Genomic DNA, 19,158 nt, shown 5'->3' on the forward strand with positions numbered 1-19,158 from the left:
CCATCACCGACCACACCCCGCAAGCCACCGGCGCGCGGGGCAAGCGGCGTTTTGACCGCCGCGCCTCCGGCAAAACGCAAAAAAAACGCCCCCAATCTCTCAAAAAACCCATCACAATCGGCCAAAACGGTACGCCTACCGCGGAGGCCGCCTTGCGGGGAATAGGTTTCCGGCATGGCCGAAGCTTGCCGCCCTCATGGACGACAGCGAGTCGGATGTCGTGGCCTACACGACCGTCCCGGCCCAGCGCCGCACGAAGTTGCATTCGACGAACCCAATGGAACGCCTGAAAAAGCAGGGAAAACGCAGGGCCGACGTCATCGGCATCTTCAAGGATGAGGCGCCCATCAACCGCCTGTTCGGTGCGACCCTCTTCGAACAGAACGACAAATGGCAGACCCAGAACCGTTACATGCCGCTCGAGGCCATGGCCCAGATCGGCACCGTGGCCGTCGATGCCATCCTCAAGCTTCAGCCTGCTGCCGCATGAAGACCGCCGACATGGCCGCCTTCGAAGTTACACCTCATTGACGGACGTGACTTCTGAATACCCCATTGGGTCATGAGCCTTGACGACGCCCGCGCCAAGATGGAGGCTTGGCGTCGAGACGACAACCAGATCCGACCACGCAGTGCGATCGGCGATCAGGCGCCGAGTGAGCTGATGGACTGGTCAGGAGGCGCGGTGTCTGCCGGCGCGGCAACCCCCGGAAATTCTCCAGCCGGGCGGTCTAGGTTCGGGGAGCGCTTCAGCGACAGGCCGGAACGAACGTTAAACCGGATTGGGCTGCGGGAGGGGGGCAAGGTCACGCAGGACGCCGCACCGCGGCAGTCTACGGCATGAAGACAGTGTGTCTGCCTGATCCTCTGCCCGGAGCTTTGTGCCGCGTGTGATGGGCGAGGCGGTTCGGCGCCGGCTTTGCCGCGAGCGCCGCAAGCGCCGCAAGCTGGCACATTTTCAGGCATTTGCGGCTAAAAAAGGGCTGCTTCCGGCGCGTCTCGTCGCCCGGTCAAGGCTTGCCCCAACCAGTTCCAACGGCGAAAAGCCGGCGCGCTTTAAAACTTGATTATTTTAGTCATGTATCTAATCGTCGCGCCGCAATCCAATCTTCATTGAGGAACTCCCAGATGAAAAGCATGACCTCCCGTCTCGCGGGCGCGCTAGCGTTCGCCCTGATTTCGACTGCGGCTTATGCGCAAAGCGACGACGGCCTCGTGGTCTACAACGCCCAGCATGAGAGTCTGGCGGCGGACTGGATCGATGGATTCACCAAGGCAACCGGCATCAAGGTCACAGTTCGCCATGGCGGCGATACCGAAATGGGCAATCAGATCATCGCCGAGGGGAAGGCGTCACCGGCGGACGTGTTCCTGACCGAGAATTCGCCTGCCATGGTGCTCGTCGACAAGGCCGGGCTGCTCGCGCCGCTGGATAAGGGTACCCTCAACGAAGTGCCGGCGAAGTTTCGCTCCAAAGACGGCAATTGGGTGGGCATTGCGGCGCGGACCACGGTTTTTGCCTATGACAAGACCAAGCTGAAGGAGGCCGATCTGCCGAAGTCGCTGTTGGATCTCGCCAATCCGAAGTGGCAGGGTCGCTGGGGAGCGTCGCCGTCGGGCGCGGATTTCCAGGCGATCGTCGGCGCTCTGCTGCAGCTCAAGGGCCCGAAGGTGACGGAAAACTGGCTGAAGGCCATGAAGCAGAATTTCAAGGAGTATCACGGCAACTCGACGGTGATGAAAGCCGTCAATGCCGGTCAAATCGAAGGTGGCGTGATCTATCACTACTACTTCTACCGGGATCAGGCTGCGACCGGCGAGAACAGCAAGAACGTCGCGCTGCACTTCTTCAAGCATAAGGATCCGGGTGCCTTCGTCTCGGTTTCCGGTGGCGGCGTGCTCGCGTCGAGCAAGCACAAGAAGGAGGCCCAGGCCTTCATCAAGTGGATCGCCGGCAAGGGCGGACAGGCCGTGCTGAGGGACGGATCGAGCTTTGAATATGCCATCGGCAAGGGCGCCCAGGCCAACCCGAAGCTGGTGCCGATGAAGGATCTCGATGCGCCGAAGGTGGTTCCGTCCGAGCTCGACAGCAAGAAGGTGACCGAGCTGATGACCGAGGCCGGCCTGCTCTAAAGAGCGGCCCGCACTGAAAGGCTGACAATGCTCCCGGAGGACGTGGTCTTTCCGGGAGTGTTTTTTTGTTCGACATGATCAACTTCCTCTTTGCTGATCGAATGTCCGGCTTGGCCGGCGACTGGCTGGCACCGCCGCGTCGCACGGGACGGGCATTGCCATTCATGGAGATGGCCGCCGTTTTGGTCTCCCTGCTGGCGGCTCTGCCCGTCCTGTTCGTCGGCTGGATGGCCTGGACGACGGGGTGGCGAAGCTCCGCTGCACTCATTTTCAGGCCGCGTGTCGGCGAACTGCTCGTCAATACCGGTTTGCTGGTCATCCTCGCCGTGCCGCTTGCGATGGTCGTTTCCACCGCTCTCGCCTGGCTGACGGAATGCACCGACCTGCCGGGGCGGCGTGTTCTGTCCTGGTTTTGCGTCGCCCCGCTCGCCGTCCCGGCCTTCGTTCAGAGCTATGCGTGGATCTCCCTATGCCCCCGTTTCCAGGGATTGCCCGCGGCCGTGACGATTTCCGTGCTCAGCTATTTCCCGTTCCTTTATCTGCCGGTCGCGGCCAGTCTGCGCCGGCTTGATCCGGCGCTCTCGGAGACAGCGGCCGCGCTCGGCCTGTCACCATGGGCGGTTTTCGCGCGCGTCACGTTCCCGCAGCTGCGTTTGGCGCTCTGCGGCGGTGCCTTGCTCATCGCCCTGCACTTGCTTTCGGAATTCGGGCTCTATGTCTTCGTCCGCTTCGATACCTTCACGACGGCGATCGTCGACCAGTATCAATCGAGCTTCGCCGGCCCGGCGGCGACGATGCTCGCCAGCGTCCTCGTCATATGCTGTCTCGTCGTGATCGTCCTCGAAGCGGCCGCCCGCGGCGATGCGCGCTATTCGCGTGTCGGGTCGGGCGTGGCTCGACGGCCGAAACCGGCATGTCTCGGCAAAACTGCGATCCCCTGCCTTGCCTGTGTCTGCGCCGTGATCGCCCTGTCGCTTGGGGTTCCCTTTGTCACCATCGGCCGCTGGCTCGCGGCAGGCGGACTGGCAATCTGGCGTCTCGATGAGATCGTCCCGACACTCGCCCAAACCGCCATACTCGCCTTTGCCGGCGGCGTCCTGACGACCGCGATGGCGGTCCCGATGGCGTGGTTGTCGAACCGTGCACCCAGCCGGCTGCAGCATGGTCTGGAAAAGCTGAACTACGTCATCGGATCGCTGCCGGGCATCGTTGTGGCACTGGCGCTGGTGACGATCGCGGTGCGGGTCGTCCAGCCGCTTTACCAGACGATGGCGACGATCCTTCTCGCCTATGGCCTGATGTTCCTGCCGCGCGCGCTGATCAGCCTGCGTGCGTCCATCGCGCAGGCGCCGATCGAACTGGAACAGGCGGCTAGCGCGCTCGGGCGCGGCCCCGCCCAGGCGCTGTTCGCCACGACGATCCGGCTTGCCGCACCGGGGGCAGCCGCCGGGACGGCGATGGCAGCGCTCGGCATCGTTAATGAGCTGACCGCCACGCAGATGCTCGCACCGCTTGGGACGCACACGCTGGCGATGCGCTTCTGGTCGTTCAGCGGCGAAATCGACTATGCGTCTGCCGCCCCTTATGCGGCAATCATGGTGGCAATCTCGCTGCCCTTCACCGGGTGGCTGCACGTCCAATCGAAACGGATGGCGGGCGAATGAGCTTTCTGAAATTGCGTGGGGTCACCCGCTGCTTCGGCACCGCCGCGGCCCTCGATGGCGTTGATCTCGACGCAAAATCCGGCAGCCGCACGGCGATCGTCGGCCCGTCCGGTTGCGGTAAGACCACTTTGCTGCGCCTGATCGCGGGGTTTGATCAGCCGGATGCCGGCACGATCAGCTTGAACGGCAAGCGGCTCGCCACTGCGCAGCACAGCGTCCCGGCGCACCGCCGTGGTATCGGCCTCGTGATGCAGGACGGAGCGCTTTTTCCCCATCTCAGTGTGGCGGAGAACATCGGCTTTGGCCTTGCGCGACGGGCCGACGACCGCAATGCTCGCATCGTGGAATTGACACGTCTCGTCGGGCTCGATGACGCGCTGTTGACGCGACGGCCGCACCAGCTCTCGGGCGGCCAGCAGCAGCGCGTCGCGCTGGCGCGGGCGCTCGCCATGAAGCCGCGGATCATGCTGCTCGACGAACCATTTTCCGCGCTCGATACCGGGTTGCGGGCCGAAACCCGCAAAGCTGTTGCCGCGCTGCTTGGCGATGCCGGCATCACGGCGATCCTGGTGACCCACGATCAGGAGGAGGCACTGTCCTTCGCCGATCAAGTCGCTGTCATGCGCGACGGCCGGTTTCTTCAGGTCGGCCCGCCGCGCGAGATCTATGCGCGCCCGGCCAGCGCCATGGTTGCGACCTTTTTGGGCGATGCACTGATTGTTCCGGCACGGATCGAGGCAGGCCTCGCCCGGACGCCACTCGGCCCCATCGCGATCGACGATGCCTCGCCGCGGGCTGACGCTTCGGTCGTGCTACGGCCGGAACAGATCGTCGTCGAACCCGTCTCTGGCGCTCCAAAGAGCGGCGATGGACCCGACGCTCTTGTGCGCGAGGCGGAATTTGCCGGCGCGAAGACGACGATGGTGCTCGAGATCGCCGGGCAAGAGCCATCACTGGCTGCCGCGGCGCCTTTCGCCGTGACCGTCACGTGTTTCGGCGGCCACCGCCCGATGCCGGGTGATCGGGTGCGCCTGCGGTTCACCTCTGCGGCATATGTCCTGCCATCGATGCAATGAGGCGTGCGCTGGGCATGGCGTTTCAATGCACTCGCCTCTAACTGTGGTGTCGCAACAGGTTGTCGCGATTGAAGCCTAATCGGGAGATTGGGGTTTGATCGTTGATGCCGCCGTGAGGACGGTGCCAGTTGTAGAGGTGGTTCCAGAACGGCAGTGCGTTGGCTCGCTCTTGCGATGTTTGGTAGGAATTTCCATAGGCCCATTCGCGCAAGGCAGCCTGGATGAAGCGCTCGGCCTTGCCGTTGGTTTTCGGCGTGTCGGGCTTGGTCCTGACGTGTTTGAGGCCGAGGTCGCGACAGGTCTTTCGCAAGGCCTTGGATTTATAGCAGGCGCCGTTGTCGGTCATGACCCGGCGGATTTTCACGCCAAGGCTTTTGTGGACTTGCGCCGGGACAGTGGAGAGCTCTTTTGAGGGAAAGAGGAGGGACACGCCATGTATCCACCGCCATCCGCTAGCTGTCTCGCCGATCCGCTGTTCGTGCCCGTTCTCACCCATTATCGGATCGAGGCGCCGGGCGGGATCGATGCCGGACGGATGCTTGCCCAGATCCGCCATATCCGGTCGAGCGTGCGCCAAGTAATGCTCGCCGGCTCGACCGGCGATGGCTGGGAGCTCAAGGATTCGGCCTTTGACGCGCTGATCGATCTGGCGGCGACACAGGACATTGTCGCGCTCGACCTGTCGCTGATTTTCGGCGCGCTGCGGCCGACCACCGAGGCGGTCATCGCTCGGCTGCAGCATCTGGAGAATCGCCTGTCCCAGGACGCGACCCTCAAGGCGCGGGTGAGCGCGGCGGTGATCTGCCCGCCGGTCGACCCGGATGCGAGCCAGGCGGCGATCCTTGACCACTACGAGGCGGTCTTTGCGGCGAGCGAGCTTCCGATCGCTGTCTATCAGCTGCCCCAGGTGACCGGCTGCGTGATCGCGCCCGAGACCTTTGCCAGCCTCGCCGCCCATCCGCGGGTGACGCTGTTTAAGGATTCGAGCGGACAAGACGCGGTGGCCAGGAGCGATCACGACTATGGCACGGCCGCCTTGGTGCGCGGCGCGGAAGGGGGCTATCTCGACGCGCTGAAGCCGATCGGCCCCTATGATGGCTGGCTGCTGTCGACGGGCAACGTTCTCGGTGGGCCGCTGCGTCAGCTGTTGGCGCTGAAGGCGGCCGGCGAGATCGAGCAGGCCGAGGCGCTTTCGCAGCACCTTGCCGCGGTCGTCGGCGATGTGTTCGCGGCGGCGGCGGATGAAGGCGGGGCGAACGTCTTTTCCAATGCCAATCGGGCGATGGACCACCTGGCCGCCTATGGCGAAACATGGCGGGACGCACCGCTGCCGCTGAAGGTCGACGGCCAGCCGCTCTCGGCAAAGCTGATCGACAGGACGGCGGGTCTTTGCGGCGACCTGATTTTGCGGACAGGATCCGGCTATCTCGGCTGAAGGGGCGTCGGGCCAAGGGCCCGGCCGGCGCCGTGATCAGTAGAGGCGGTTGAAGACGTCGGCCTTGAGGCCAAGCCGGCGCAGCGCGGCTTCCGGCGGCTTGCGGCCGGATTCGAGCGCGGTGGCGCAATGGTTTGCGGCGCGAACGTCCGACAGAAACGCGGCTAAGCCTGCGACGAAACCTCTCCGGCGGGTCATGTCATCTATCCTTGCGTGAGATTTGTAGAGAGAGGCATAAACCCTCGCCGCGCGGGCTTGAAGCGCTGATCCGGCGTTGCTGTTATGCTCTCTCGGCACATCTCCCGGGGGCAAGGATTGAGCGAAGGACATTGGGACCGCGCCGATCGCCGGCCGCAAGGGGCCGGGCCTGGAGCCGGCGGCCGCGTCACCGGGCGCCGCATCCGCCGCCGCTTCGCGACCGTGCGGTTGGGCGTGGTGTTGGTTGTGCTTTTTGGCGCGGGGCTTGCGATTGACGCGGCCGGGCGCTTTGCGGCCCGCCAGGCGCTGGCCGAGATGCAGGCGGGCGCTGTTGAAACCCTGAATGTTCAAACCGCGATCCTCGACGGGGTGCTCGACAAATATCGGGCACTGCCGCCGCTGCTCGCCCAGACCGAGGAGTTTCGCCGCTTCTTCGGCCAGCTCGATGCCGCGCGCCCGGCGGGCGCCGACGCGGCTTTGATCGACGGTGCGGCCGAATCGGTGGTCGGTCTCTCCGGGGCGCTCGATCTCTTGCTGCTTAGTCCGGCGGGCGACGTCGTTCATTCGGCGCGGGGCCGACTGAGCGATGCCAGGGATGCACTTCGCGACGCGTTGGCCGCCGCAAGGCAGGGGCGGCTTGGCCGCCAGAGCCTGGTGCTGCCGGATGGCGAACGCGCCTATGTCTTCGTCTCGGCGGTGCGCGGGGCGTCGGCGTTTTCGGGTTTTGTGGCGGTGGTCGTCGGGCTGGAAAATGTCGAGGCGACCTGGTCGCTGTCCCAAAACGTTGTCTATGTCACCGATCGCCGCGGCCGCATCTTTCTCTCCAACCGTCGCGACTGGCGGCTGAAGCAGCCGATGGCGGTGCTGGGACTGGCAGCGGCTTTGGGCGTTGGACCGGGCGGGCTCGACCTCTCCCGCACCCTGCCGCTGCTCGAATGGCAGATCCATGTGCTGGCCGATACCACCGGTGTCGAGGTGGCCCGGCTCAGCGGTCAGACGCTCGCGGCGCTCGCCAGCCTGCTGATCGCCATCGCGGCCGGTTTTGCCGTCTATCGGCGCGAGCGGGCGACCTTAAAGGCGCGCCGCGACCGGGCCTCGGCACTGCGGCTTGAACGCCTGGTGCGCGACCGCACGCGGGAGCTCAGCCGCGCCAATGCCAGTCTCAAGGGCGAAGTGGAGGAGCGCCGGGCAACCGAAGCCAAGCTGCGGCAAACCCAGGGCGAGCTGGTGCAGGCGGCCAAGCTCGCCAGCCTCGGTCAGATGGCGGCGGCGCTCGGCCACGAATTCAACCAGCCGCTCGCCGCGATCCGTACCTATGCCGACAATGCCGAGCGGTTTCTCGGCCGTGAGCGGGCGGATATGGCGAGCGGCAATCTGAGGCGCATCGTGGCGATGACCGATCGCATGGCCGAGATGTCGAAGACGCTGCTTGCCTTCGCCCGCAAGCCGGGCACGGCCTCGCAGCCGGTGCTGCTCGGGCCGATCCTCGACGAGGCGTTGATTTTGGTGCGCCCGCGCCTGCGCAAGGCGGGAATTGCCCTGTCGATCGATTCGGCTCTGCGCGGCGTTCCGGTGATGGGCGGGCGGGTGCGCCTGGCCCAGGTCTTCGTCAATCTCATCAACAACGCCGCCGACGCGATCGCCGGGAAGGCGCGCCGGGACGGGGTGGGCCATGGCGCGATCGCCGTGAGGCTTGCGCCGCGGGCCGATCGACCAGGATCCGTCGCGATCCACGTCGCTGACGACGGGCCCGGCATTCCCGAGGCGATGCGGGCGGAGATCTTCGAGCCCTTCGTGACCACCAAGGCGAGCGGCGAGGGCATCGGCATCGGCCTGTCGATCGTGCGAAACATCCTCGCCGATTTCGGCGGCGAGATCCGCCTCGTTGCCAGCGGGCCGTCAGGCAGCATGTTTGCAATTCACTTGCTCAACGCCGATACCGGCACGGCCTCTAGCGACCAACCCCGCGAAAGATCCTGACGATGCCCGGCTTCGGCGAACCGACCGTCCACCTTCTCGACGATGACGACGATCTGCGCGACGCCTTGCGGCAGGGCCTCGAACTCGAAGGCATGCCGGTCGAGCTGCATGAGACCGGCGCCTCGCTGCTCGCGCGGATCGCGCACGATTCCTATGCGGTCATTGTCTCCGACATCCGCATGCCGGGGGGCGACGGGCTGGCGCTGATGAAGGCGGCGCTGGCGGTCGATCCGACGATGCCGGTGATTTTGATCACCGGCCATGGCGACGTCCAGATGGCGGTCGACGCCATGCGGGCCGGGGCCTACGACTTTATCGAAAAGCCGTTCTCGGTCTCACGCCTTTATGCCGTGGTCGAGCGGGCGCTGGAAAAGCGTCGGCTGGTCCTGGAAAACCGCATCCTGCGCTCGACCCTCGACGACGGCGACGAGCTGACGCTGCGCCTGGTCGGCCGCACGCCCGGCATCCAGCGCCTGCGCCAGCAGATCCATGCTTTGGCCGATCCTGATGTCGACGTCCTGGTGCTGGGCGAGACCGGCACCGGCAAGGAGGTGGTGGCGCGGGCGCTGCACGACTGCGGCAGCCGCGCCAAGGGCAATTTCGTCGCCATCAATTGCGCCGCGCTGCCGGCCGACATCATCGAGTCCGAACTGTTCGGCCATGAGCCGGGCGCCTTCACCGGTGCCTCGAAGCAGCGGATCGGCAAGCTCGAACATGCCGATGGCGGGACGATCTTTCTCGATGAGATCGAGTCGATGCCGCTTGACCTCCAGGCCAAGCTGTTGCGGGCGATCGAGACTCGCTCGGTCGAGCGCCTCGGCTCCAACCGCGCGATTCCGCTCGACCTGCGATTCGTCGCCGCCACCAAGACCGATCTGGCCGCGGCCGGGCGCGAGGGGCGCTTTCGCTCGGACCTTTATTACCGCCTCAACGTGGTGACGTTGACGATCCCGCCGCTGCGCGAGCGGCGCGAGGATGTGCCCTTGCTGTTCTTTCATCTCGCTCGCGAGGCGCGGGCGCGCTTTCGCCGGGAGATTCCGGCAATCGACCACGCGCTGGAAATGCAGCTGGTGCGCCGCGACTGGCCGGGCAATGTGCGCGAATTGCGCAATTATGCCGATCGCTTCGTCCTCGGCATGTGGGCCGGCTTCGATGAGCCGGGCGGCGGTGCCGTCCCGTCCTCCGTATCGCCCCCCGCTGCATCGTCTGCCCGACCGAGCGAATCCGCCGGCTCGCTGGCCGATCGCCTCGCCGCCTATGAGCGCTCGGTGATCGAAGCCGAGCTGGCGCGTCATGGCGGATCATTGAAGCCGACCTACGAAGCTCTGCAGATTTCCCGCAAAGGCCTCTACGACAAGATTCGCCGGCTCGGCATCGAAAGCCCGGAGAGGCTGGAAGAGTAGGCGATCGGCGGCCGATCGATGTTGCAACCGCTCAGTCAAGCCGGTAAGCAGCCCTCAAATCGGCTTTGACGAGAGCCTTGCGATCCCGGCTGCGATCGCGCCGGCGCCTGACTGGCCTCGCTGCCGACACGGGACAACAACAGGAGCCTATCGATGCGCATCGACGCCATCCAGCGCGGCAACAATCTGCCCGAGGACATCAACGTCATCATCGAGGTGCCCGTCGGCGGACACCCGATCAAATACGAGATGGACAAGGAGGCCGGCTGCCTCGTCGTCGATCGCTTCCTCTACACCCCGATGACCTATCCGGGGAACTACGGCTTCGTGCCGCACACCCTGTCCGACGACGGCGATCCGATCGACGTTCTGGTCTGCAACACCCGGCCGCTGTTTCCGGGCTGCGTGATCAATTGCCGCCCGATCGGTGTTCTGGTCATGGAAGACAACAAGGGTCAGGACGAAAAGGTCATCGCGGTGCCCTCGCCTGAGCTCACCCAGCGCTATGCCAAAGTGTTCGAGCCGAACGACCTGCCGGAGATCACGCTAAAGCAGATCGAGCACTTCTTCGAGCACTACAAGGACCTGGAGCCCGGCAAGTGGGTGAAGATCGGCAATTGGGGCGGCTCGGACATGGCCCGCAAGCTGATCACCGAGGCGGTCGATCGCTTCGACGCCGAGAAGGTGAAGGGCTGAGCCCGCAAGCGGCCGGGATTTTGCCGGCCACTGCCTGAACCTTTGGGAAGACGGCGCACCCGCACTGGCGTTTGACGACGCGCAGAGCCGACAACACGAAGCCCTCGTTCCGCGCGCTTAGAGCGTCGGGCGGGGGCTTTTTCATACCCGGATGAAGCAAGGCCAGAGCGGCCGCCTCGTTCGGACGGGGCCGTATTTCCCGCCCGCACCATGCCGAGAGGCCTTGGCGCTGGCAGGCCCGGGCGACGGGCCGTGCCGCGCAGCGACACCCAACCCAGCTGCGCCGCGCAGCGACACCCAACATTGTTCGTATGTGTCGAATCGACGTGTGAGCGAGGCCGGCATCGTTACCGAATCATCAACGAGCTGGCACAGCTGCCATGCAAAATGTGCACAACTGATGCTCAGCATCTGCACTTCTTTTGTGCATCGCTGCTGCATATATGAGCGTAACGAGCTTGATACGCCCCCGCCGAGACGGCCGCATATCCGGCTTCGCACTTTTGAAGATCTACAGCATCGGCCCGAAAATCGGAATCGATTTTGGGAAAGCACGATGCGTCGATTCAAGGGGCGAGAGCGACCTTTCTGCGTCCGATAGGACGCAGGGCGCTCTCAGTCGTATCCGTTCTTCGCATTGGTTCCGCCTTGAGGAGCCGATGTCTTCAGGCGCCGAGGAGTCCTGTCATGTTCCGTAATTTCGCAGATCGTTTCAAGTCCATGCGCAACGTCCGCAGCGACATCCGTCAGCTGCAGATGATGGGCGACCGTGAACTCGCCGACATCGGCGTGATGCGCGCCGACATCGAGCGCGCCGTTCGCTTCGGCCGTCGCTGATTGCCACTGCCGCGGGCCACGTGGGCCTGCAAAAGAGGATGCAAGTCCTAGAGCGGAATGCGATGAGCCGGAATCGCCATTCCGCTCTAAGCCATTGTTTTTCCGCATGATGTGACCCGAAAAGTCATGCAACTTTTCGGCACCATGCTCTAGAATGTCGTGTCGGGCATTCGCCGAAAAAGCGCCCGTTCCTCGCTGAAGGAGCGGGCGCTTTTGTCTGCGCGGTTGCACAGGTTCGGGCGGCTTGGTGGCAATACCGCGCGCGGCTTATTTGACACGGCCGAGCGCGGCGCCGGTGGCGCTGCGCAACTGCAGCGGCACGACCTCGAAGACGTGGACGGGCGAGCCGGCGGCGGCCCAGACGGTCGCGTGCTGAAAAAGATCCTCGTCCATGAAGGTGGTGATCGCCGCGCTGGCCCCGAGCGGCGCGACGCCGCCAATGGCGAACCCCGTCGCCTCGCGCACATAGGCGGCGTTGGGACGCTCCAGCGCTTCGCCGAGATGGCGGGCCATCAACGTCTCGTCGACCCGGTTGGCACCGGAGACGAGGAGCAGATAGGGCTTGCCGCTGTCCTTGCCGCGAAAGACCAGCGACTTGACGATCTGGCCGACCGACGCGCCGACGGCCACCGCCGCCTCCTCGGCCGAGCGCGCCGACCGGGCGGTCTCGACGATCTTGATCGTCAGCCCCTTGGCTTCGGCCGCTGTGGCCACGCGCGCCACGGCGGCGGGATAGGGCGCGGTCATTGACATCTCCTCAGATCGGCCTCCATGCGGCCACAGCGCCCCGCGTCCCTTTGGATGCAGAAAGGTCGCTCTAACCCTTTGGTTCGACGCATCGGCCCGAAAATCGATATCGATTTTCGGGCCGATGCCGTAAGGATGGCGATCGCAGAGAGCGGGTCAAGCCTTCCCCAAAACCGGCCCGCGTCTTCGCCATCGTCCTGTCCGATTGCGATTCCCCCGTCAGATCGGCGGTTTGCGCGGCAATCCTTTTGCCTCCTTGGCAAGTTCGGCGATCCTTTCGTCGGCTTCGCGATGCCGCTCTAAGGTCCGTCGTTTGGCAAATTTCGCATATTCGGCTTCGGCGTGGCGTTGTGCGACCGCCGCCTTGATCGTCCCGCCATGGGTCAGGACTTGGCGCCCCAGACTTTTCAGCTGCTGGTCCAGCAGATTTTGCGCGTCAGCGATGACGAGAAGCCGACGCAAATCGAGCTGATCTTCGAAGATGTCGAGCAGGATCGTGGTCAGACGGTTGAGTTCGCGGATCTCCGGCACTGTCAAATAGTTTTTCGAGACGCTGACATCGGTCTTGCGGATCGCGGCGTTCGGCCAGTTGGTCAGGCCCATGTCCTCGGTCTCAGCATCGGCGCGAGCCTGAATGATCTCTGCTGGCGTATGGGATGTCACCGCATAGACGAGCTTGGCCTGAGTGCGCTGAAAGAACTCCCTCGCAGTCTTGGCCGTGTGATCATAGTCTTGGCATAGGGCGCAAATGGCGCGCAGCTCGCGATAGAGATTGCTCTCGTCGGAGCGCAGATCGCGGATGATCTCCCGCAATTCCGCGATACGATCGGCGTTCTCGCGTTGTTTGAGCCGAAGGGTATCGACGACAAAGCCCTTCTTGGCAAATTGAACGAGAGTCGCCGTCGCCCAGCGGCGGAACAGCGTCGCCTGCGCTGAAGACACCCGATAGCCAACCGAAATCACCATATCGAGGCTGTAAAGGGTGACGGGACGTGTCGATTGAGCAATTTGCACTTTTTGCAAATTGCTCGACTCTTCCAGCTCGTTCTCTTCGAGAATGTTCGCGATGTGGCGCGAGATGACCGAAATGTCGCGACCGAACAGCGCAGCGATTTGCGCCTGGGTCATCCAAAGGGTTTCGCCGGCGTAGCGGATATCGAGCCGTGGTCCCGCATCACCGCCATAGACAAGGAATCGATCGCCGGTCGCTTCGTCTTCCAACAAATGAACCGGACCATCGGTGTTGTCGCTCATGCCAACTCCCGGCCATGTCGCACTGCCTAGAGCGCCCTGCGTCCCTTTGGATGCAGAAGGGATGCTCCAACTCTTTGATTCTACGGCATCGGGCCCCAAAACCGGGGCGAATTTAGGGCCCCTTCCGGAGATGATGGGGGGTCCGTTATTGGGGCATCAGCCGAAGTGCAAACCGCGACCTCAGCACGACAAGAGTTTCAGGCGCTCCGCATGGACCGGTCGATACAGAACGCTGCCGACAGCCGTCCAGCCTTAAGTGTTCATCGAATCGAAGAACTCGGCATTGGATTTGGTCTGCTTGAGCTTGTCGTTGAGGAACTCGATGGCGTCGGTGGTGCCCATCGGCGCCAAGATGCGGCGCAGGACGAAGATCTTCTGCAGCTCCTGGCGCGGGACCAGGAGATCCTCCTTGCGGGTGCCGGACTTGAGAATATCCATCGCCGGGAAGGTGCGCTTGTCGGCGACCTTGCGGTCGAGCACGATTTCGGAGTTGCCGGTACCCTTGAACTCTTCAAAAATGACTTCGTCCATGCGCGAGCCGGTATCGATCAGCGCCGTCGCGATGATCGTCAGGGAGCCGCCTTCCTCGATGTTGCGCGCCGCGCCGAAGAACCGCTTCGGCCGCTGCAGGGCGTTGGCGTCGACGCCGCCGGTCAGCACCTTGCCGGAGGACGGGACGGTGGTGTTGTAGGCGCGGCCGAGGCGGGTGATCGAATCGAGCAGAATGACCACGTCGCGGCCATGCTCGACCAGACGCTTGGCCTTTTCGATCACCATCTCGGCGACCTGCACGTGGCGCGAGGCCGGTTCGTCGAAGGTTGAGGAGACGACTTCGCCGCGCACCGAGCGCTGCATGTCGGTGACTTCTTCCGGACGCTCGTCGATGAGCAGCACGATCAGATAGCATTCGGGGTGGTTGGCGGTGATCGAATGGGCGATGTTCTGCAGCAGCACCGTTTTACCGGTGCGCGGCGGCGCAACGATCAGCGCGCGCTGGCCCTTGCCGAGCGGGGCGACGAGATCGATGACACGGGCCGACAGATCTTTCTTGGAGGTCGGATCCTCCAGTTCCATCTTGAAGCGCTCATTCGGATAGAGCGGTGTCAGATTGTCGAAGTGGCTCTTGTAGCGGATCTTCTCCGGATCGTCGAAGTTGATCGTGTTGACCTTCAGCAAGGCGAAGTAACGTTCGCCTTCCTTCGGGCTACGGATCGGACCTTCGACGGTATCGCCGGTCTTCAGCTGGAATTTGCGGATCTGCGAGGGCGAGACGTAGATGTCGTCGGGGCCCGGCAGATAATTGGCCTCCGGCGAGCGCAGGAAGGCAAAACCATCCTGCAGGATTTCAACGACGCCCTCGCCGATGATCTCGACCTCCTGGGCGGCCAGCTGCTTCAATATGGCGAAGAGCAGCTCCTGCTTGCGCAGGACGGAGGCGTTCTCGACACCGTTCTCTTCGGCAAAGGCGATGAGTTCGGGTGCGCTCTTGTTCTTCAGATCCTGAAGTTTCATTCGGGGGACTAATGCTCTTTGGCAGTCGGTTCGATCCAACGGGGGTCGAACGGAACATGACGGTGGGAAATGAAAACGCTTGAGACGAAACGCCGCGAGCTGGCGGTCCGCGCGTATCGGTCGAAACCGAGTCCGACACCTTGGGAAGGCGGGATCTTCCTGAATGATATAAACGCAGCAACGCTGGCGCGCAAGAGGCTTGGCGTCTGAGCCGCGGCGCGATTTGGTGAATTTTCGCGGCGTCTTGCGGCCGCAATCGCCGCTGGCAGCGCGGTTATGCGCTGATCAGGCACCGGCGGCGAATTGCAACTTTAAACGAAAATAAATGATGAAATCACCCATTGGTGGCAAAATAGAGCAGGCAGGCAAGGATAAAGCCGACAAGGCCGATCAGCGTTTCCATCACCGTCCAGGTCTTCAGCGTCGTCTTCACGTCCATGCCGAGGAAGCGGCCGACCAGCCAGAACCCGGAATCGTTGACATGGCTGAGAGCGAGGGAGCCGGAGGCGAGCGCCACGACGACGGCGGCAAGCGGAAAGCCGGTGATGCCTTGCGCCGCGATCGCCGGCTGGATCAAGCCTGCCGAGGTGATCAGTGCCACGGTCGCCGACCCTTGCGCCACCCGCAGCGCCAAAGCGATGACGAAGCCGGAGACGATCAGCGGCAGGCCGATGCCGGAGAGGCTGTCGGCCAGCGCTGTGCCGATGCCGGTGGCCTTCAGGACGCCGCCGAACATGCCGCCAGCGCCGGTGATCAGGATGATCGCGCAGACCGGGGCGAGGGCGGAGTCCAAGAGGCTTTCGATCCGCAGCTTGTCGAGGCCGCGGCGGATGCCGAGCACGTAGCTCGCCACCAGAACGGCGATCAACAGCGCGATCGGCGTCGCGCAGACGACCCGCAGAGCTTTGTACCAGCCGGCATCGCCATTGACCCAGCCGGCAGCCCGGGCGGTGTCGAGCCCGGTGTTGACGAAGATGATCGCCAGCGGCAGCAACAGGAGCAGAATGACGGTGCCGGGCTTCGGCGGATCGGCGCGGTCCTCCTCCCGCTCGCCGCCTGACAAAAAGCTCGGCACCGGCAGGATGAAACGACGGCCGGCCCACAGGCTGTAGAGATAGCCGGCGATGAACCAGGTCGGGATCGCGACGAGAAGGCCGGCGATGGTGAGTGTGCCGATATCGGCGCCGAGCAGCTCGGCGCTGGCGACGGGGCCGGGATGCGGCGGCACGAAGGCGTGCATGCAGGAAAAGGCGGCCGCGACCGGCAGCGCATAGCGCAGGATGCCGCCGCCAAGCCGCCGGGCAACGGAAAAGACGATCGGCAGCATGACGACGAGGCCGGCGTCGAAGAAGATCGGAAAGCCGAAGATCAGCGCCGCGACGCCGAGGGCCAAGGGGGCGCGATCCTCGCCGAATTTGGCGATCAGCGCGTCGGAAAGCGTCTGCGCGCCGCCCGAAACCTCGACCAGCCGGCCGAGCATCGCGCCGAAGCCGACAAGCAGCGCGACGCTCGCCAGCGTCGAGCCAAACCCTTTTGTGAGGACGTCCAGCACCGTCCCGGATGGCAGGCCGGCGGCAAAGGCCGTCACCAGTGAGACGATCACCAGCGCGATGAAGGCATGGACCCGAAACTGGATGATCAGAACGAGGAGGAGCGCGATTGCTCCGACGGCGATGGCAAGGAGCGTTCCGGCTCCGAGCGTTTGCTGAAATCCCTCAGGCACGGGGCATTCTCCATCGGATTTACGGCATCGGCTTGAAAATCGGAATCGATTTTCGGCAAAGCACGATGCGTCGGTTCAAAGAGTTGGCGTGTCCCTTCTGCGTCCAATCGGACGCAGCCCGCTCGAACTGGATTTTGGCGCCCGAAGCCCGGTCGGGTGGATGGCGTGGATCAAAACGGATCAGCGGGCGGAAAGGCCGAGTTTTTCGACGACTGCGGCGATCACCGCTTGCGGTGGCTGATCGACGCTGACCGTGATGCCGTCTTCATCGGCCGCCAGGGGCTCGAGATCGGCCAATTGCGATTTCAGCAGCGAGGGCGGCATGAAATGGCCTTTGCGGGTGCGCATCCGCTCGGCAAGACGCTCCGGATCGATTTCGAGCGCGACGAAGCGCACTCGGGCTTTCGCCTCGCGCAGCGTCTCGCGATAGCGCCGTTTCAGCGCCGAGCAGGTGAGAACGGTCGAAACGCCCTTTTCCGCTTCGTCGGAGATCCAGTCGCGGATCGCGGCGAGCCACGGCGCGCGATCGGCGTCGTCGAGCGGCACGCCCTCGGTCATTTTGGCAATATTGGCCTTGGGATGGAATTTGTCCGCCTCGGCGAACGGCCAGTCGAGGCGTTCGGCCAGCCCCTCCGCCGTCGTCGATTTGCCGACGCCGGACGGCCCCATGATCACGATCGCCGTCGCTGTCTCGGCCGCGCCCATTTCCGTCTCCGTCCCCGTGGAGCCGGCATGCATGACACCGGTTACCTTGGTCGGGGGATATAGGGCGTCGATGGATTTGCACATGCGATCGGCGGTGGAAAGCCGTGGAAAACCACGCAGGGCGCGTTTGCCGGTCCCTGTCTGCCAGCGCCGGTCCCTGTCTGCCGGCGGTTGTCTTTGTCGCTCCCGCGCGGCGTCGACGGCAAGGCCGTCAGTTCGTCGAAGCGGTCATGCGTTGGTCGCTTTTGAATGGCCGGTCGATGAGAATGCGACCGGGTAGCGCATCGCCGGTCTTGAACTCGCTGGAGACGAGCAGACCGCCGGGATGGGCGCCGAGCCAGCCCGCGGCCATATCCAGCGGAACGACCGCGATCGGCTGTTTCAACTGGGCGAGAAAGCCGAGCTCGCCTTGATAATGGCCGGCAAAGGCGACCGGCCCAGGCCAGGTCTCGACCGTGCGGGCAAGCGGCGTGAGATCGTCGCGATCAAATACCGTCCGGCTGGCGATCAGCTGGGCGATCAGCAACAGCGACAGGGTGATCGTCGCACCAAGGGCGATCATCAAATGTTTCAGGTCGCGCATCGCAAAGGCCGAGAGGATGGCGACGAAGGGCAGCAGCGGCACCAGATAATGCGGCTGCTTGCCGGCGATTGCGCTGAAGACGACGATCGGCACCAGGATCGCCACTGTCAGAAGGCGCAAGACGGGTCGCTCATGCCACAATGTTTTCGCCGTCACAATCGGATGGCGCAGCGATGTCCGATGCCGTGCCCAGACCAGAGGCGACAGCAGCCAGGGCAACGCGAGGACCGGCAAAAGCGGCAGGAAGAACCAGATCGGGCGGGCGTGGCTTGCCGCCATGTCACCGGAAACGCGGCCGGCGATCTGGCCGAAGATCAGGCCTTCGAGATAGGCGCCGCGACTGGCGATATAGGCGGGCACGAGCCAGGCGGCGGTGACGAGCACGCCAAGGCCGATGGCTGCGAGGGCGGACAGAAAAAAGCGCCGCGTCGACAACACCTGCCGGCCGTCGCGCCAGAGCGCGTAAGAAGCGATTACCGGGGCGAGAAAGATCAGCCCGACCGGGCCCTTGGCGAGCAGCGACAGGCCGAAGCCGAGCCCAGCGACGAGGATCTTCCAAACGGCGGGCGCCCGGGCATGGGCGGTCAGGGCGAGAAGGAAAACCAGCAGGCAGTCGGTGAGCAAGAGGTCGAACAGGATCAGGCCGGTATAGATGGCGAAGACCGCATTGCCGACCATCGCCCAGCCGACCCGCTGAACGAGCGCGTCGTCGGCGGGGAAGAGTTCGGCGGCGAGCCGGCGGGTGAGCACGACGGCGAGGCCGGAGATCAGCGTGATCGCGGCCAGGGCGCCGGCGCGGGAGACGCCGGTCAGGTCCCAGATCGCGGCGATGATCCAGAACAGCAAGGGCGGCTTTTGCTCGTAAAGCTGGCCGTTGAGGCTCGGCAGCACGAACTGATGCGCGCGCAGCATTTCCAAGGCGACGGTGAGATAGCGGGTTTCGTCCGGCGGCAGGACCGGCCGGACGAGCGCCGAAAGCGCAACGAAAAGAGTGAGCGCCGCCAAAGGCAGCGCCAGCCCTTTCGACCACGTGTCGAACCGGGCGAGGGACGGAAGCATCCGCCCGCTTTTGCCGGTGGGCATTTTGGCCTGCTGCCGGTTTCGTGGACACCGAGATAAGGTGTTTAACGGAACTGGAGAGTTGGAATGCAGAGAAGGAAGTTCAGCCGCGAGTTCAAGCTTGAGACAGTGAGGCTGGTGAAGGATCGGGGC

The 19,158-nt window shown here is 64.2% G+C and carries 15 protein-coding genes and 2 pseudogenes; 9 read left to right on the plus strand and 8 right to left on the minus strand.

What is annotated here, in order from left to right:
• Positions 1-175: 175 nt before the first annotated feature.
• The 4 genes and pseudogenes from J1C48_RS18185 to J1C48_RS18200 form a co-directional block, all read left to right on the plus strand.
• Positions 176-490: pseudogene (locus tag J1C48_RS18185) on the plus strand (transposase); the annotation flags it as partial.
• A gap of 638 nt (positions 491-1,128) precedes the next feature.
• Positions 1,129-2,133, plus strand: coding sequence for an iron ABC transporter substrate-binding protein (locus J1C48_RS18190; protein ID WP_207259425.1), 1,005 nt, complete (start codon positions 1,129-1,131; stop codon positions 2,131-2,133).
• Between the two features lie 74 nt (positions 2,134-2,207).
• Positions 2,208-3,797, plus strand: coding sequence for an ABC transporter permease (locus J1C48_RS18195; RefSeq protein ID WP_425523524.1), 1,590 nt, complete (start codon positions 2,208-2,210; stop codon positions 3,795-3,797).
• Positions 3,794-4,873: an ABC transporter ATP-binding protein gene (locus tag J1C48_RS18200; RefSeq protein ID WP_207259426.1), complete on the plus strand. Its 1,080-nt coding sequence runs from the start codon at positions 3,794-3,796 to the stop codon at positions 4,871-4,873. Before J1C48_RS18195 ends, J1C48_RS18200 begins: the two co-directional genes overlap by 4 nt.
• A gap of 37 nt (positions 4,874-4,910) precedes the next feature.
• Here J1C48_RS18200 and J1C48_RS18205 read toward each other — a convergent pair.
• Positions 4,911-5,225 (minus strand): annotated as a pseudogene (locus tag J1C48_RS18205) (integrase core domain-containing protein); the annotation flags it as partial.
• Between the two features lie 81 nt (positions 5,226-5,306).
• Between J1C48_RS18205 and J1C48_RS18210 the strand changes: the two are divergent.
• Positions 5,307-6,308, plus strand: a complete 1,002-nt coding sequence (locus J1C48_RS18210; protein ID WP_207259428.1) for a dihydrodipicolinate synthase family protein — start codon at positions 5,307-5,309, stop codon at positions 6,306-6,308.
• Positions 6,309-6,344: 36 nt separating this feature from the next.
• Here J1C48_RS18210 and J1C48_RS18215 read toward each other — a convergent pair whose 3' ends face one another.
• Positions 6,345-6,506 carry a hypothetical protein gene (locus J1C48_RS18215; protein WP_207259429.1) on the minus strand — a complete coding sequence of 54 codons (162 nt, stop codon included), beginning with the start codon at positions 6,504-6,506 and terminating at the stop codon, positions 6,345-6,347.
• Between the two features lie 117 nt (positions 6,507-6,623).
• On the opposite strand from J1C48_RS18215, the gene J1C48_RS18220 reads away from it, so the two are divergent.
• From J1C48_RS18220 to J1C48_RS18235, 4 genes are all read left to right on the plus strand, one after another.
• On the plus strand, positions 6,624-8,486 hold the full coding sequence (locus tag J1C48_RS18220; RefSeq protein WP_207259430.1) for a sensor histidine kinase: 1,863 nt from the start codon (positions 6,624-6,626) through the stop codon (positions 8,484-8,486).
• A gap of 2 nt (positions 8,487-8,488) precedes the next feature.
• Positions 8,489-9,889 carry a sigma-54-dependent transcriptional regulator gene (locus tag J1C48_RS18225; RefSeq protein ID WP_207259431.1) on the plus strand — a complete coding sequence of 467 codons (1,401 nt, stop codon included), beginning with the start codon at positions 8,489-8,491 and terminating at the stop codon, positions 9,887-9,889.
• Between the two features lie 153 nt (positions 9,890-10,042).
• Positions 10,043-10,585 carry an inorganic diphosphatase gene (gene ppa, locus J1C48_RS18230; RefSeq protein ID WP_207259432.1) on the plus strand — a complete coding sequence of 181 codons (543 nt, stop codon included), beginning with the start codon at positions 10,043-10,045 and terminating at the stop codon, positions 10,583-10,585.
• A 687-nt stretch (positions 10,586-11,272) separates the two neighbouring features.
• Positions 11,273-11,422, plus strand: a complete 150-nt coding sequence (locus tag J1C48_RS18235; protein ID WP_207259433.1) for a YjiS-like domain-containing protein — start codon at positions 11,273-11,275, stop codon at positions 11,420-11,422.
• A 267-nt stretch (positions 11,423-11,689) separates the two neighbouring features.
• On the opposite strand, the gene J1C48_RS18240 is transcribed toward J1C48_RS18235, so the two are convergent.
• The 6 genes from J1C48_RS18240 to J1C48_RS18265 all read right to left on the minus strand — a co-directional run bounded on the left by J1C48_RS18240 (position 11,690) and on the right by J1C48_RS18265 (position 19,005).
• On the minus strand, positions 11,690-12,169 hold the full coding sequence (locus J1C48_RS18240) for a YbaK/EbsC family protein (protein WP_343217710.1): 480 nt from the start codon (positions 12,167-12,169) through the stop codon (positions 11,690-11,692).
• Between the two features lie 219 nt (positions 12,170-12,388).
• On the minus strand, positions 12,389-13,423 hold the full coding sequence (gene rhuM, locus J1C48_RS18245) for a RhuM family protein (protein ID WP_207259435.1): 1,035 nt from the start codon (positions 13,421-13,423) through the stop codon (positions 12,389-12,391).
• A 252-nt stretch (positions 13,424-13,675) separates the two neighbouring features.
• Complete coding sequence (gene rho, locus J1C48_RS18250) at positions 13,676-14,935, minus strand: transcription termination factor Rho (protein ID WP_207259436.1); 1,260 nt, start codon at positions 14,933-14,935, stop codon at positions 13,676-13,678.
• Positions 14,936-15,269: 334 nt separating this feature from the next.
• Complete coding sequence (locus tag J1C48_RS18255) at positions 15,270-16,658, minus strand: GntT/GntP/DsdX family permease (RefSeq protein WP_207259437.1); 1,389 nt, start codon at positions 16,656-16,658, stop codon at positions 15,270-15,272.
• A 180-nt stretch (positions 16,659-16,838) separates the two neighbouring features.
• Positions 16,839-17,396: a gluconokinase gene (locus tag J1C48_RS18260; RefSeq protein ID WP_231081892.1), complete on the minus strand. Its 558-nt coding sequence runs from the start codon at positions 17,394-17,396 to the stop codon at positions 16,839-16,841.
• Between the two features lie 178 nt (positions 17,397-17,574).
• Positions 17,575-19,005 carry an ArnT family glycosyltransferase gene (locus J1C48_RS18265; RefSeq protein ID WP_207259438.1) on the minus strand — a complete coding sequence of 477 codons (1,431 nt, stop codon included), beginning with the start codon at positions 19,003-19,005 and terminating at the stop codon, positions 17,575-17,577.
• Between the last annotated feature and the right edge of the window lie 153 nt (positions 19,006-19,158).

Source organism: Jiella flava (assembly GCF_017349315.1).
In the GTDB taxonomy this organism is placed as follows: domain Bacteria; phylum Pseudomonadota; class Alphaproteobacteria; order Rhizobiales; family Rhizobiaceae; genus Jiella; species Jiella flava.

What these genes read in the sequence shown, in the direction of transcription:
- J1C48_RS18190 (WP_207259425.1), top strand. Translation starts at nt 1,129, where the DNA reads ATGAAAAGCATGACCTCCCGTCTCGCGGGCGCGCTAGCGTTCGCCCTG.
- J1C48_RS18195 (WP_425523524.1), top strand. Translation starts at nt 2,208, where the DNA reads ATGATCAACTTCCTCTTTGCTGATCGAATGTCCGGCTTGGCCGGCGAC.
- J1C48_RS18200 (WP_207259426.1), top strand. Translation starts at nt 3,794, where the DNA reads ATGAGCTTTCTGAAATTGCGTGGGGTCACCCGCTGCTTCGGCACCGCC.
- J1C48_RS18210 (WP_207259428.1), top strand. Translation starts at nt 5,307, where the DNA reads ATGTATCCACCGCCATCCGCTAGCTGTCTCGCCGATCCGCTGTTCGTG.
- J1C48_RS18215 (WP_207259429.1), bottom strand. Translation starts at nt 6,506, where the DNA reads ATGACCCGCCGGAGAGGTTTCGTCGCAGGCTTAGCCGCGTTTCTGTCG.
- J1C48_RS18225 (WP_207259431.1), top strand. Translation starts at nt 8,489, where the DNA reads ATGCCCGGCTTCGGCGAACCGACCGTCCACCTTCTCGACGATGACGAC.
- ppa (WP_207259432.1), top strand. Translation starts at nt 10,043, where the DNA reads ATGCGCATCGACGCCATCCAGCGCGGCAACAATCTGCCCGAGGACATC.
- J1C48_RS18235 (WP_207259433.1), top strand. Translation starts at nt 11,273, where the DNA reads ATGTTCCGTAATTTCGCAGATCGTTTCAAGTCCATGCGCAACGTCCGC.
- J1C48_RS18240 (WP_343217710.1), bottom strand. Translation starts at nt 12,169, where the DNA reads ATGACCGCGCCCTATCCCGCCGCCGTGGCGCGCGTGGCCACAGCGGCC.
- rhuM (WP_207259435.1), bottom strand. Translation starts at nt 13,423, where the DNA reads ATGAGCGACAACACCGATGGTCCGGTTCATTTGTTGGAAGACGAAGCG.
- rho (WP_207259436.1), bottom strand. Translation starts at nt 14,935, where the DNA reads ATGAAACTTCAGGATCTGAAGAACAAGAGCGCACCCGAACTCATCGCC.
- J1C48_RS18260 (WP_231081892.1), bottom strand. Translation starts at nt 17,396, where the DNA reads ATGCATGCCGGCTCCACGGGGACGGAGACGGAAATGGGCGCGGCCGAG.
- J1C48_RS18265 (WP_207259438.1), bottom strand. Translation starts at nt 19,005, where the DNA reads ATGCTTCCGTCCCTCGCCCGGTTCGACACGTGGTCGAAAGGGCTGGCG.